Genomic DNA, 13,756 nt, shown 5'->3' on the forward strand with positions numbered 1-13,756 from the left:
GGGACGCACAGGCTCCCGCAGTATCCCGGCCAGCGTGGGCAAAGAGGTGAACCGGGCATGAGGGGTTAAACTGGCGTGCCCCGCACGAGTTGAACGCAATGGACATGGGCCGCAGGCAATCGACCATCGAACTGGTCGCCATCGATATGGATGGCACCCTGCTGGACCCCAGCCACACGCTCACCGCGCGGGCCAGGCAGGCCATCGCGCAGGCACGCGCGCTGGGCGTGCATATCGTGCTGACCAGCGGCCGCCCGGTGCCGGGCCTGGCGCCGTTCCTGCACGAACTGGGCATCGACGGCGACGACGACTACTGCATCGCCTGCAATGGCGGCCTGGTGCAACGCATCGGCACGCGCGAAACCGTGGTCGAGTATCCGCTCAGTTTCGACGATTTCCTGTTCTGCGAGCAGGTGGCCCGCGAAGTGGGCGTGCATTTCCAGGCGCTGGACAGCCAGCGCATGTACACGCCCAACCAGGACATCAGCTATTACACCGTGGCCGACTCGCATCTTTCGCGGATGCCGCTGTCCTACCGCCGCGTGGAAGACATGGACCCGTCGATGTCCTTCATCAAGCTGATGATGATCGACGCGCCCGACGTGCTGGATGCCGCCATCGCGCGCCTGCCCAGCGAACTGACCGAGCGCTTCGCGGTACTGAAGAGCGCACCGTTCTTCCTGGAAGTGTTCGACCGCCGTGCCGGCAAGGGCCCGAGCCTGCAGAAGCTGGCCGAACACCTGGGCATCGACCGGGCCAACGTGATGGCCATCGGCGACCAGGAAAACGACCTGACCATGCTGCAGTACGCCGGTACCAGCGTGGCGATGGGCAACGCCATCGACGCGGTGAAGGCGGTGGCGCGGTTTGAAACCACCAGCAATGCCGATGAAGGCGTGGCGCGCGCCATTGAGCGTTTCGTCCTGCAGTAACCACGCGTCCAGCTGCCCCGGTAGATGCCAACCTTGGTTGGCACACGCAGACCGTAAGCACCGGTCAAGGTTGGCCTCCACCACGCCGGGGCTATACCCACGTATAACCCACCCATCCCTATCGCCATTCGCGCTGTACCACCGCGCAATGGCGAATGCGGCAGTGCGATGCAAGAATTTCGCACGTCGAAATCACCCCACCGAATCCCACGGCAGATGATCGTCTTCGTCTGCTGACCGGCGCGCACTGCGTCGTCGCTCCCTCAACGCAATCGCATCGCCAGCCAGGGCGCCGACACCGGTGCTGCAACGCGCTGGGCGTGCGCCTGCGCCGCTCTCTCCCTGCACCTGGATCTGTCCATGAACACCCCACCCACGACGCGCCTCGCCCTGGCCATCATCGCGGCCATCACCGCACCTGCATACGCCGCAGAAACGCACGATGCCGCGCACGACACGCCCACCACGCTCAATGCCCTGCAGGTGATCGCCACACCGCGCGGCGCCGCCGTTGCACCGACCCAGGTGGTCGGCCCCAACCGCTACATCATCAAGGCAGAAGACCTCGACGCGATGGTCACCGGCAACAACGGCCTGGCCATGCTGAAGCAGGTGCCCGGCGCCAGCTATACCGCCACCGACGGGCTGGGTCTGGATATCTCGGCCACCAGCCTGTTCGTGCGCGGCTTCCGCATGAATGAAATGGGCATCACCTTCGAAGGCGTGCCGCTGAACGACAACGGCTTCCTCTCGCTCACCGGCACCAGCGTGGTGAACGTGGGCGCGCCTGATGGCATCGGCGCGATCACGGTCAGTCCCGGTGGCGCACCGGTCAGCGTGTTCTCCAGCAGCGTCAACGGCGGCAGCCTGGAATACCGCCTGCGCAACCTGCAGGACACGCCCAGCCTGCGCGTGAAGCAGGGTGTGGGCAGCAACAACACGCTGGTCACCACCGTGTCCGGGCAGAGCGGCCAGCTCGGTGAGCACGGCCCGAAAGTGCTGGTCGACCTGCAGCGTGTATCGGCCGACAAGTACCAGGGCGAGGGCACGCAGAACTTCCTGCGCGGCGACCTGAAACTGCAGCAGGACGTCGCCTGGGGCGATTTCACCGTGTTCCTGTCCGACAGCAAGGCCAAGGTCTGGGGTTACAACAACATCTCCTTCGACATGATCCGCAAGCTGGGCTGGAAGGCCGACATCTTCTATCCCGATTACGCGTGGGCCTGGTACGTGGCCTCGCCGGAGAACGCAGACAAATCCTGCGGCGCCTACACCTGCGGTGAGCTGTCCGAACTGATTCCGTACGACACCGGCCAGACCACCCGCGACCGCGTGTCCTCGATCAACCATCGCTTCCAGATCACTCCGGCACTGAGCGGCAACGTGCAGCTGTACAACGCCAACAGCCACACCCAGGCCACGCTGACCGACCCGACCGTACCGTCGCCCAACGGCGCGCCATTCTCCGAACAGGTGCAGACGCCGCGCCTCAACCGGCTGGGCGGCATGCTCAACCTGCAGTTCGAGACCGGCGCGCACACCTTCACCGCCGGCTTCTGGCAGGAGAAGAGCAAGGCTGCGGCCAAGACCGAGTGGTACCAGCAGCCACTGCTGGGCGAGGGCCCGCCGCTGAAGGCCACCGGTCCGTTCGATGTGTACGGTCCGGCGTTCAAGACCGACAACGCATCGAGCTGGGTGACCCGCTCGCGCCAGTTCTACCTGCAGGACGACATCGTGCTGAACGACACGCTGAAGCTGGGCGTTGGCTTCAAGGCCGTCGACTTCCGTACCAGTGGTGGCGGCCTGGGCGATGCCGAGGATCGTCCGGTGAACGGCACGCTGCGCGCGAAGAGCAACTTCCTGCCGCACGTCTCGCTGTTCTGGAGCCCGACCGAATCCACCGATGCCTTCATCGACCTGGCCAACACCATGAACGGCTACCGCGTGGCCCAGCGCGGCAACATCGGCTACACCGCCTCGGCGTGGACCATCACCGACCAGGAAGAGTTTGACCGCGTGGCCGGCACGCTGCGCCCGGAGAAGAACTGGAACCTCACCGTGGGCGCGTCGCATCGCTTCGATCGGCTGACGATCACCGGCGACGTGTTCTACAACGACATCCGCAACCGCCTGCTGTCGGCCGCCATCGGTACTCAGTTCGCGCAGATCAACACGGTTCGGCTGATGCCGAAGATGCACGTGATCGGTGCCGACCTCGGCATCACCGCCGATCTGAGCGACCACTTGCAGTTCTACCAGGGCGTGGCCGTGGCCCGTTCGTACTACGACAGCGATTTCGTGGTGGGCGACACGGTGTACCCGATCAAGGGCAATGCCCAGCCGGGCTACCCGCAGATCTCGCTGGTCAGTGACCTGTCCGCCCACTTCGGTGACTGGCGCTTTGGTGCAACCAGCACCTCGTACCTGCGCCAGCCTTTCACCTACGAGAACGACATCCGCGTGCCGACCTTCTGGCAGGTCAACACCTATGCCGCCTACCGCTTCGGTGCCGACAGCGCCGTGCCCGGTCTGGAGTTGCGGCTGGACGTGAGCAACCTGTTCAACCGCCACAACATCGGCACTGCCACCATCGCCGGCTCGTCGTTCTCTGGGGATTACCAGACCCTGCAGCGCAGCGCGCCACGGCAGCTGATGTTCAGTACCTCGATGGCGTTCTGAGACGGGGTCAGAGCCCTTTGCCGTGCAAAGGGCTCTGACCCCCAAACCCCGCCTTGCGCAATCGGCAGGGATTTTCTGGCGGCGACGCAAGGTTCCCACAATGTTGCTGGGTCATGCTGTCGGCATGGCTCAGCACAACCCGCGAACCCCGTTGTTCGGCATCCGGGGCCTAGGACGGCCCCTGCAGGCGCTGTCCGTGGCGCCTGCAATCGACCTGCGCGCCGAATACCAGTTCTGGCAGGTCTACGAACGCGTGGTCCGCCCGCTGCCCGGTGGTGGGCTGCCGCAGGCGTGGCTGGTGTGCCAGAAGGTGTATCGCGACCGCTGGCAGCACCCGGAGGACAGCGAGGCGGCGGGACTGTCGCGGGTGCTGTTCGGCGACAACATGACGGCTGGCCGGGCATCGGAGCTGGCGGAGCTGCACGCGCTGGTCAGCCGTCGGGTGGCGTTGCTGGCGAAGCGGGGTGTACTGTTCGGACGCGGCCGCTGAACCGCAAATCTGCTGAGAGTTCCGATGACCCTTCTTTCGGGGCAGTACCGCATCCTGGCGTATCGCGGATTCCATGACCTGCCGCGAATGATGCTGGTAACCGATAGCGCATCAAAGCGCTGGGTGCTCGACTGTCCGTTCGAGGAAGAACGGGATGGCTACGCGCCGGTGTATCGCATTCACGCCGTGGATGCTGACATCGCGGGGCCTTCGGAGGTATGGGAGCATCACACTCGTGGGCTACTGCCCGACATTGGCGTCCTTCCAGTGAATAGCCTGCAGTTTGACGAGACGCGGCGCGCCTCATTCATCCTGATGTGATCTTTCGTCATACCCCCGGTTTTCCCCGATCCAACTGCCGATAGCCAATCGCCTCAGCCAGATGCGCCGTCTGGATAACCTCGCAACCCGCCAGATCCGCAATCGTGCGCGCGACCCGCAGAATCCGGTGCATGGCCCGCGCGGACAGCTGCAGGCGCTCGATGGCCTGTTCAAGCATGTCCTGATCACCCTCGCTCAGCTTGGTGCACGCCCGAAGCGCCGCCGGCGGAAGATGGGCATTCAGCCCACCACGTGCCTGCTGCCGGGCATGTGCGGCTTCCACCCGTACGCGTACCGCAGCACTGGGCTCCCCCAGCGGCGTGCTTTCCCGCAGCTCCACCGCGTCCATGCGCGCCACGCTGATATGCAGGTCGATACGGTCCAGCAGCGGGCCGGACACCCGCGCGCGGTAGCGGTTGATGCGCTCGTCGCTGCACAGGCAGCGGTTGCTGCGGTCGCCCGCCCAGCCGCAGGGGCAGGGGTTCATCGCCGCCACCAGCTGGAATCGCGCCGGATACTGCACGCTGCGTGCCGCGCGGGCGATGCGGATGTGGCCGGACTCCAGCGGCTCACGCAGGGTTTCCAGCGCACTTCGGTTCCACTCCGGAAGTTCGTCCAGGAACAGCACGCCGTGATGCGCCAGCGAGATTTCGCCGGGGCAGGGCGGATTGCCCCCACCCACCAGCGCCGCGGCGCTCGCACTGTGGTGCGGCGCCCGGAAGGGACGCTGCCGCCACCGTCTTGGGTCCAGTCCTTCGCCACTCACCGACGCAATCGCAGCCAGCTGCAACGCCTCGGTTTCCTCGGTGTCCGGCAACAGGCTGGGCAGGCGCGAGGCCAGCAGCGTCTTGCCGCAGCCTGGGCTGCCGATCAGAAGTAGATGGTGGCCACCCGCAGCGGCCACTTCCAACGCACGCCGTGCATGCGCCTGTCCGCGCACATCGGCCAGATCCGGTAGCGGCAACGGCGTCGTGTCCACGCGCTCCACGGACGGCAACAGGCGTGGATTGCCCAGCCCGGCACAGCATTCCAGCAGCGTACGCGCTACACGCACATCGGCGTGCTCGGCCAGTGCGGCCTCCGCAGCATTCCCGGGCGGTACCACCAGGATGCGCCCGGCCTCGGCGGCGGCAATCGCGGCGGGCAGCGCACCCGCCACCGGCCGAAGCTCGCCAGCCAGGCCCAGCTCGCCAAGGAATTCGTACTGCAGCAGCGACTGAGGATCGACCTGGCCGCTGGCCGCGAGAATGCCCAAGGCAATCGCCAGGTCGTAACGCCCACCTTCCTTGGGCAAGTCAGCGGGCGCGAGGTTCAACGTGATGCGTCGCTGCGGGAAGTCGAAGCGCGCGCAGAGCAGGGCGGCACGCACGCGCTCGCGCGATTCGCGGACGCTGGTCTCGGCTAAGCCAACGATCTGCGTGACAGGCAGGCCGCCAGAGAGATGCACTTCCACCCGCACCAGTGGGGCATCAACCCCGGCGCGGGCGCGGCTGTGAACCAGCGCCAGGCTCATGTGTGGTTTCCTGCGGAGGGGTGCTTGATGGTGCGACAGGTGGCGTGCCGATCACCATCGGAATACTTCGGCGTGATATCTAGGACTTATCCGGCCAGCCACTACGTGTGGTTCAGTCGTCGGGACGACGTCAGATATGGCGTTCGGCAGACCTCATCAACTCAACAATGTTGTCGAGGAGGGAGATCGGAAGGTTGCGCGATGCCGTCAACATGCGTGCTTCCAATTGCAGGCGCATTCCTTCCGGCTTCCCACCATTGGCGATGGTGTCACCTGAAATCAGCCAAGATACGCTCACGCAAGTGACCCTGCTCAACGCATGCAGATGGTCGATAGACGGCACGAAGCCTAGTTCGCGTTCCCAGTGGCCCACCGTCGCCCGGTTCACGTTCAGGGCTTTGGCGAGATCGGTTTGAGATAGCCCGCTGCCGATACGAGCAGCGCGGATCCGAGCCGACAGTGAATCTGTGCGGAACTCCATGAATACCCCCCTTCCTAGGCCGCCTTGCACAGAACATGCAGGGAAGTGTGTGGGCGTCAAGACAGATCGTCAATTCTGTAGCAGGTCTATATATGTCGGTTCTCGCACGAATCTCTTCTTGAATGTGCTGAGGACGCTGCTTCTCACAGGTCACGATACGGGGTGGCAGTCGTGTCCTCCCTATCCCTGGCCAAGACATTCGCGACAGTGACGCCCTTTCAGGGCAAGCGCACAAGTGCAAATGCAAGCGCTCAACCCGTGATGATTGTTCTCTGAACGCAGTGGCAGCTGGGGCGCAACCGCCCACGCGAGGCGGAAGCTGTGTGCGGCACAGCAGCGAGGTTGCAGCCGGATACCGTCAGGTCGTTGAATCAAGTTGAGCTACAACGCTGATCACGTTCGCAGCTCAGAAGATCAAATGCCCACCATTACATGGAGTAAAGACAAATGACCCAACGCACTGCTGTGAAGAATCTCTCGCCCCTCGCGCTGATCATTGCGGGTGTTGCGGCCGCAGGCACGGCATCTGCTGCCGCACGGAACAGCACTTTCGTCAATGACATTGCGGCGTCGACCTCTATCCAGGCGGATATGCAGTCCCTGAGCATTAGTGAGTTCACAGACGAAAAATCTGCGCTTCTCGCAGATGGGCACCATCACTCCGATTCCATCGGGTCGCATCACCATCATGACACGGCGAGCAAGCAGATGGCATTTGCTTCGCGCAGTTCCGCCGATTCCCGATTCGACGTCTGAAGGGAGAGGGGCGGGGATCTCTCCGCCCCTTGCACGTAGATCACTGTCATGCAGAGCCTATAGAGGCCGGAGGTGGTTTTCGATCTTTGGCCTCAAGTTGGATTTGAAGGGTGGATAAGAGCGGCCAGGAGCAAGTAGCGAGGACGGCGATGACTGCATGGAGGAGAAAGATGAATTCGATGACCCAGGCGCAACGGCCTGATGTAAGAAGCCCGATCTGCCTGATGGAGATCGCAGACACGTCAGAATGCATGGAGTCGGTCGTCGAGGGCATCCTGTGGTCAAGACTCCGCAGGATGAGAGCGCGACTTCAGGAAGTGCTTGCTGACCAGAAGTACGGAGTCATGACTCGTGCCATGCACCAGATTTACCAGTCAATCGGGCCCGATCGCCAAGCCCGTGTGCTGCTCAGTTCCGAATTCTGCGAGCAATATCTGTGCCTGGAGTCTGCGCGGAAGGGCAGGGTGGAGTCAGGAGCCGACCAGGAGGAGAGGGCAGAGGAACAGGCCCGCGCGCTTGGAGCGCTGCACGATATCATCGCTCGGGAGAAGTCGATCGCCGAGCTGGCGCAGGGACGGACCGACAGGTACCTGAGAGAGGCACGGCAGTGGCAGCTCTACAGTCCGGTTGGAGACTGCGTTGCGGAAAAGGATGCCGCGGGCGTGTGGACCCTTCGGCAGTTGCCGAAGCTGGGTGACTGTATCGCGCTCGATCTTGAGAGCCCACCGGCGCGGCACCATGAGCCACGCTTTGGAGTGCTGAGCCAACCGTGCCTACCGCTGACCGATGCGGAGCGCGAGCATGTCTCGCAAAAGCTGGCAGAGGCGCTGGCAGCGATCGACCGGTCAGAACCCATGTACGGCCTTCTCATCCGCAACTTCGTCCGGCGGATCACCGTGCGCAAGTCGGCAGAGGTTGCGTCCGATGAAGCCGGCCGCTACGGCTCCGAGCATGTGCCGAGGCAGCCAGGTTCCATTCGACTGCTGAACACGCATAACCCGGAACTTCTGGTTGAGGCGTGCATGGAAAGCATTATGCATGAAAGCACCCACAACTATCTGGCCGCATGGGAGCTTGCCAACGGGTTCTTCGTTGCCAATGACTACCGGCACCGTGTCGTGTCTCCGTGGTCCGGCAATCCCATTCCCGACTCCTCCTATATCCACGCGGTCTTCGTCTACTACGTGTGTCACCGCCTGCTCAAGCGTCATCTCGAGATTTCTCCGGACCTGGGTGAAGCCGCCACGCGCCACGTCCAGCGCAGATTGGCCGTCTGCGCCGCCGGCTTCCTGATCGAGCAGGATCTCAGCGGTCGGTTGATGAGCAAGGATGCCATCAATGGTGAGGTCGGGCAGATGATTGATCAGATGCAGGCCGAGATGAAGCGAGAGTATCGCTATGGGGAGTGGCAGCAATGAGCAGAACAGTCGTCATCCATGCGGATCACTTTGACCCGGTTGCGCTGCGGGCGCTGGCTACGGGTGTCCCTGCCGTGCACATTGATGAGCTGATACCGGTAATGAAGGATCAGCCCTGGCCCGAGGTTCTCCGCTTGAGCCCCAGTGCGCATCTTGAGAGTCTGTTCCGCGGGGCCAACGTGGTAAACCGGGTCTTCTCTCTGGAAGGAACGCAGATCGAACGGTTTCTGGCCGAGCACGGAGTGGACGCCCGCTGGTTCCATATCCGCCTGCAGCCGCTTCTGGCGCTGGGGGTGAGCCTCTGTCACGACACCGGCACGCGCGGCGTATCCCGATGTTTGGCCCCGCTGAACGTGCAGTGGCTTGAAATCGAACGCGCTCTTCCAGAGGCTAATACGCCTGAATTCGCCTACAGTTTTGGGTACGAAGAACCAGACTTGTCCCGCATCGAAGACCCCATGCAGAAGTCGGTCTGGTCGCTTTTTGACTGGCGGGAGGAACGACAGCTTGATGATGAAGAGCGCCGCAGGCATCAGTTCCACGTGTCCAGGCCAAAGGGCATACCTGTGATTGCCTGGTTCCTTGGGCGGGACTACAACGGAATCTGTTTTCCCCGTGCAAGCGTTGAGGTCGATGATGTTGTGTGTGGGCAGCTGACGCGAGCAGCTGCACAGGCCTTCCGTTCCGAAGCGGGAGAGATGCTCTTGTACGTGACGGATCAAGCAGTCACCTTCCATGCATTTTCGCCCTACCTTCATTCCGTCGCCGCCGATACCGCTGTGCAGACTGCATTGGATGCGTGGTTGCTTGCCTGCAACGCCGGAGGTGTGAATGCTGCTTGAGAAGCTGAGCTCGCTGCGCGAGTCGATGGGCTGGGCCTACGGAAGCGAGGACCTGTGCGTACTGTTGTACAGCCTGGTCAAGCGGACGCGCCCGCGCATCGTGGTCGAACTGGGTACCGGGTTTGGCGTCACTGCGGCTTGGATGGCCGGTGCACTGCGGGAGAACGGCAGCGGTGTCATTCACACCTATGACAATGGTTCGCACTTCTCCAGTGAGCCAGGCATCAGGTTTGTCGAGGGCCTGCAGGGGCCGCTTGCCGATTCACTGCGGGAGATGGGGCAGGACTATCCCGCTTTCCTGAAGCATGTATTCCAGTGGGCCGGGGTCGAGAATCACGTTGTTGCCAACTGGCAGGAGATCGCCTTTGCCGATATTGCCCAGGCCGCCGCCTTTGACGGCGGAATTGACATGGTCTTTTCCGACTTCAACCACTCCCAGGACAGCATTCAGGCCTTGCTGGCGGCGTTTCTGCCGCGCATGGCGGAAAGCGCCTCAATCTTCATCGACAGTGCCTCAACCCAGCGGCTCAGCTACCTGACCCTGGAAGCCGTTGTGGACTCCCTGAATCAGAACAAGATACCCAGGGCGTTCCTCAAGGATCGAAGCGAGAAAGACATCGAAGTTGTCCTTCGGATCATCCAGCGCTCGCGCTTCCGCCTGATGCATCTGCTGGAAGCCTGCGACAGGGTGCAGAACAGCACAGCGTGGATCTCGATTGAGCCGGTCGACGTGATTCCGACTGCAGCCACCTTCCTGCATTAGAGCAACGTATATGTTCGGCTATTACTTTGCGCTGGCCCGCACAAGGCTTCTGGAAACCAAGGGGATGAGCGCCGCGCTGATCCTGGCGCTGGGATTGGGCATCGGCGCAAGCATGACGATGTTGACTGTCGTGCGGACAATGACGTGGGATCCACTACCGGGGCGAAGCGAGCATCTCTATCACCCCTTTATTGACGCACTCCCCGCGTCGTACGAGGTCAGGCCTGGCATGGACCCACGCGTGGCCCTCACCTGGGTAGATGCGCAGAACCTGCTTCGGCAGGGCCCCGCCTCCCATCAGACCGCGCTGGCATCTGCTCGTCTATTGGTGGATGCGCAGCGCAGCGTGCAGATTCCATTTTTCGCGCAGGGGCAGTATGTCACTGCAGATGCGTTTGCCATGTTCGGCATCCCTGTGGCGCAGGGCAGGGCCTGGAGCCGTGAAGATGATGCTGCCCAGGCCCGGGTTGTCGTGTTGAGTCAGGATCTCGCTGCTCGTTTGGGCGGTGAAGGCCTGGTGGGAACAACGGTTCGGCTTGGGGGGCAAGCATTCACGGTGGTGGGTGTTGCCGGTCCGTGGAGCCCGCGCCCCCGGTTCTATACGGACCTTCAGCAGGACGTGTTCAAGGGGCGCGAAGACTTCTTCATCCCGATAGGTGTCGCGGCAGAAATGCAGATGACGGTTTCCAACAGCGTCTTCTCATGGAGTAGTGACAAACCCATCAATCGCCTGCAGGACGCCCGCACATCATGGATCCAGTTCTGGGCCGAGTTGCCTGACGCGGCCAATGTCGAGCAGTACGAGCGCTTCCTGGGCAATTACGCACGTACGCAGCAGCAGGCGGGAAGGTTTGACAGGACAACCGTGCCGCGCATGGTTTCCTTGAAGGACTTCCTGGTCGAGCATCGCATCATCCCCAACGAGGTGAAGCTGCAGCTGGCGCTCTGCCTGGGCTTCCTGATCGTTTGCCTGCTGAACATGAGTGCCCTGATCTTCGCCCGCTTCATCCGCCGGTCCCATGAGATATCGATCCGTCGGGCGCTGGGTGCGCGCCGGCAGGACGTCATCTATCAGCTCTGCACTGAAGCACTGATCATCGGCGGCCTGGGCGGGGCGGTAGGGTTGATCGTTGCGGAAGCCGGCCTGTCCCTTGTGCGGATGCAGCCGGAAGACTACGCCTCACTGGCCAACATGGATCTGAGCATGGCTGCTCTCACCGTGGGCCTGGCGTGTGTCTCCAGTGTGGTTGCTGCGTTCTTCCCTGCGCTGCGCGCTACCTCAGGCCGTCTGGCCATGCAGATCAAGGCGTCAGAATGAGCATTGCAGACCTCCCCCTTATCGTCCGGGCGCTCACCCGCAACCGCTTCATCGCGTCCATTCTTCTGGTGCAGGTGCTGGTTGCCACCGCGTGTGTGACAAACCTTGCGTTTCTGCTGTCCGAGCGGTTGGGAACCCTCACCTACAAGACGGGCCTGGAAGAGGCGAACCTGGGTATCATCGAGACCGAGTACCTGGGGCCTGCAGCAGCCAACCCTGCAGCCTCGATCAAGACCGACCTGGAGGCCATCCGGCAGCAGCCAGGCGTGGAGCAGGCTATCGCAGCAGAATCGCTTCCCCTTTCCCAGCGCAGCTGGACGGTGGGATTCACCAACAAGGTGCTTGAAGGGAATGATCTCTCCGGCATCGTCGAGGCAGAGCCGACTGTCTACACGGCATCTTCGCCTGCAGCCAAGGTGCTGGGTCTGACCATTGTTGCCGGCCGAGACCTCTCTGCGGGAGCATTTGTGCCGATGGAGGCCAGCGCCGACTATGCCGGGCTCTACAAGGCGAGCGAGGCCGTTGTCTCCCAGACACTGGCGGACAAGCTGTTTCCGGAGGGTGGTGCAGTCGGCAAGTTCCTGTATGCCGATGCGCGGCATCCCATCCAAGTGGTCGGCATCGTCAAGACACTTTCCCGGCCTGTACTGAAGACCGATACAGACAACGACATGTCACTCATCCTGCCGCTGATTCCGGACGGGCCTCGTGTGATGTTCGCCATCCGTGCTGGGGATGGGCGAGTGGCGGACGTGATTGCGTCCAGTGAAGCCGCGTTGTCGCAACGCGATGCGAACCGCACCATCGCCCGCAGCACCTCGTTCCGCGAGCTGCGCGCCGACTACTTCCGCCACGATCAGACCATGGCGATCATGTTCCTGAGTTCCGGGTTGGCGCTGTTGGTGGTAACTGCAACAGGCGTGTACGGACTGGCCAGCTTCTGGGTCCGCAAGCGGTATCGGCAGATCGGTATCCGGCGCGCACTGGGCGCCCGGAAATCCGACATCCTCCGGTACTTCCTGGTGGAGAACCTGATTCTCACCGCCACCGGGTCTGTTGTCGGTACCGCACTGGCCATCGGCCTGAACATGGCCGTGGCCGGATACTACGAGGTAGCCAGGATCGAAGCGCCATTCCTCGCGATTGGCGTACTCACGGTGCTTCTGTTGGGGCAGGCCGCAGCATTTGTACCGGCTCGACGAGCAGCCAAAGAAGCCCCGGTAGCGATCCTGCGCAGGGCCTGACGCCGACAGGCCGGTCATCCGGCCAATGCCTCTGCCAGCGCACCGTTCCTTACGAGCGGTGCGGGTCAACAGTAGCGTCGAGCCCGCACGGCTGCTTGCGGGGCACGCGTCCTAAGGCGCTATGCAACCTTGCCCCAAGCCAAGACGGCTCGTCAGATGCCCACAGTAACCGTGCGCGGTTCGGGGCCTGGCTCAACAAACGGCGAAAGTTGGCGTGCAAGTGTGCGATGTCAGGCGCACGCCGCAGTGCATCCGTAGGGATTCGGATCACCACACGCGGCGATGCGTTCTCCACCGCCAGCACCCGAACGCCCTTGCATCGGATCTCGAAGGACGTAGCCCCGGCATGGCGCGCGTGCAGTTCAGAGCCCTCGTGGGCCTTCGCGGTCACAAAGCCAAGTGCATCACTGTGCAGCAACCGGTAATCGGCCGGCTGCAGCTTCTGATAGGCCCACACCTTATCGCCCGCTGGTTCGAGCCACTCCATCCACATCGCGCCGATCACCGCGATGCACGCCGCCGCAGCGGCCAGGCCGTGCTTCTTCATTCGTCACCCCGCACACAGGCAGAAGGGTTCGCGCCATAAGCGCGCTCAGTCCTTGGGTCGCATCCGCTCGTGGATGAAGGCGGTCAGCGCCAGATCGGCCATCACCAGCCCCTCCATCACCCGGTCGCCGACGTACTGCTCCGGCTCGCCGTTCTGGCGCGTGCGCTCGGCCGCCAGCAGGATCTCCTGCACGATGCGCTGGCCGGTGAGTGCGCAGTCGGCGTCGGACAACTGCATCTGCCGGCTGCGCAGGTGATGGCGCTCAGGCCAGGGCTGACCGTCGGCTGCAGCACCGGCGCCGATGGCGTGCAGGATGGCGATGAGGCTGTTGGGGTCCAGGGCCGGGGCGGCCGAGGGCGCTTCCTGGATGGGGCGCGGGGGAGGGGAGTGCGGCGTGGTCATGGCGGGCTCCGTGCAAGCAGGCGGAAGCCGCCACCGTTAAAGGTGGCGGA

The 13,756-nt window shown here is 63.1% G+C and carries 14 protein-coding genes; 10 read left to right on the forward strand and 4 right to left on the reverse strand.

Features of this window, described 5'->3' with window-relative positions:
- Positions 1–98: 98 nt before the first annotated feature.
- The 4 genes from yidA (at position 99) to AC13FN_RS04645 (ending at position 4,422) form a co-directional block, all read left to right on the forward strand.
- Positions 99–932, forward strand: coding sequence for a sugar-phosphatase (gene yidA, locus AC13FN_RS04630; RefSeq protein WP_329760671.1), 834 nt, complete (start codon positions 99–101; stop codon positions 930–932).
- A 360-nt stretch (positions 933–1,292) separates the two neighbouring features.
- Entirely contained in the window at positions 1,293–3,611 is a 2,319-nt protein-coding gene (locus AC13FN_RS04635; RefSeq protein WP_478413016.1) for a TonB-dependent receptor, read from the forward strand.
- Positions 3,612–3,711: 100 nt separating this feature from the next.
- Positions 3,712–4,101, forward strand: coding sequence for a hypothetical protein (locus AC13FN_RS04640; protein ID WP_482984590.1), 390 nt, complete (start codon positions 3,712–3,714; stop codon positions 4,099–4,101).
- Between the two features lie 24 nt (positions 4,102–4,125).
- On the forward strand, positions 4,126–4,422 hold the full coding sequence (locus AC13FN_RS04645; RefSeq protein WP_159360672.1) for a hypothetical protein: 297 nt from the start codon (positions 4,126–4,128) through the stop codon (positions 4,420–4,422).
- Between the two features lie 7 nt (positions 4,423–4,429).
- On the opposite strand, the gene AC13FN_RS04650 is transcribed toward AC13FN_RS04645, so the two are convergent.
- The gene (locus tag AC13FN_RS04650) at positions 4,430–5,935 is read right to left on the reverse strand and encodes a YifB family Mg chelatase-like AAA ATPase (RefSeq protein WP_482984591.1); all 1,506 of its coding nucleotides are present in this window, start codon (positions 5,933–5,935) and stop codon (positions 4,430–4,432) included.
- A 130-nt stretch (positions 5,936–6,065) separates the two neighbouring features.
- Positions 6,066–6,416, reverse strand: coding sequence for a helix-turn-helix domain-containing protein (locus AC13FN_RS04655; RefSeq protein ID WP_134731015.1), 351 nt, complete (start codon positions 6,414–6,416; stop codon positions 6,066–6,068).
- A gap of 447 nt (positions 6,417–6,863) precedes the next feature.
- Here AC13FN_RS04655 and AC13FN_RS04660 point away from each other — a divergent pair, with 447 nt between their 5' ends.
- The 6 genes from AC13FN_RS04660 (at position 6,864) to AC13FN_RS04685 (ending at position 12,757) form a co-directional block, all read left to right on the forward strand.
- Complete coding sequence (locus tag AC13FN_RS04660) at positions 6,864–7,172, forward strand: hypothetical protein (protein WP_482984592.1); 309 nt, start codon at positions 6,864–6,866, stop codon at positions 7,170–7,172.
- Between the two features lie 170 nt (positions 7,173–7,342).
- Positions 7,343–8,590, forward strand: coding sequence for a hypothetical protein (locus AC13FN_RS04665; protein WP_482984593.1), 1,248 nt, complete (start codon positions 7,343–7,345; stop codon positions 8,588–8,590).
- Complete coding sequence (locus AC13FN_RS04670) at positions 8,587–9,432, forward strand: hypothetical protein (RefSeq protein WP_482984594.1); 846 nt, start codon at positions 8,587–8,589, stop codon at positions 9,430–9,432. Before AC13FN_RS04665 ends, AC13FN_RS04670 begins: the two co-directional genes overlap by 4 nt.
- A complete protein-coding gene (locus tag AC13FN_RS04675) occupies positions 9,422–10,195 on the forward strand; it encodes a class I SAM-dependent methyltransferase (RefSeq protein WP_482984595.1) in 774 nt (257 codons plus the stop codon). The genes AC13FN_RS04670 and AC13FN_RS04675 overlap by 11 nt, the downstream gene beginning before the upstream one ends.
- Before the next feature lie 10 nt (positions 10,196–10,205).
- Complete coding sequence (locus tag AC13FN_RS04680) at positions 10,206–11,513, forward strand: ABC transporter permease (RefSeq protein ID WP_482984596.1); 1,308 nt, start codon at positions 10,206–10,208, stop codon at positions 11,511–11,513.
- Entirely contained in the window at positions 11,510–12,757 is a 1,248-nt protein-coding gene (locus tag AC13FN_RS04685; protein WP_482984597.1) for an ABC transporter permease, read from the forward strand. The genes AC13FN_RS04680 and AC13FN_RS04685 overlap by 4 nt, the downstream gene beginning before the upstream one ends.
- A gap of 49 nt (positions 12,758–12,806) precedes the next feature.
- Here AC13FN_RS04685 and AC13FN_RS04690 read toward each other — a convergent pair whose 3' ends face one another.
- Positions 12,807–13,304: a cold-shock protein gene (locus AC13FN_RS04690; protein WP_482984598.1), complete on the reverse strand. Its 498-nt coding sequence runs from the start codon at positions 13,302–13,304 to the stop codon at positions 12,807–12,809.
- A 45-nt stretch (positions 13,305–13,349) separates the two neighbouring features.
- Positions 13,350–13,706 (reverse strand): hypothetical protein, encoded by a 357-nt coding sequence (locus tag AC13FN_RS04695; protein WP_094001232.1) that lies wholly within the window; start codon positions 13,704–13,706, stop codon positions 13,350–13,352.
- Positions 13,707–13,756: the final 50 nt, after the last annotated feature.

The organism is Stenotrophomonas sp. 115C5 (assembly GCF_056861055.1).